Consider the following 273-nt stretch of genomic DNA (forward strand, 5'->3'; position numbering starts at 1 on the left):
GTCGAGAGCCTCAAGAAACGCGAGGAAAGTTTAATATCGGCACTCCCATCTCAAAACGCCCCAAATCTGTGAAGAATCGAAAAGAGTTCGGGCATTGGGAACTCGACACAGTTGTTTCTTCTCGAGGTAAGAGTAAAGGTTGTTTCGCGAGCTTTGCAGAACGAAAAAGCCGTATATATATTGCTTTACCCATGCCAAATCGCTCTAAAGTTGCTATGCAAACTGCGATTGAAGATTTGAGAGAAAACTTACCTAAGGAAGCTTTAAAGTCCT

General features: G+C 42.9%; 1 pseudogene. It reads left to right on the plus strand.

Annotated elements, in window-relative coordinates:
- Positions 1–273, plus strand: a pseudogene (locus ACEN33_RS12535) (IS30 family transposase); the annotation flags it as partial.

The organism is Ruoffia sp. FAM 24228 (assembly GCF_045528575.1).
GTDB lineage: Bacteria > Bacillota > Bacilli > Lactobacillales > Aerococcaceae > Ruoffia > Ruoffia halotolerans.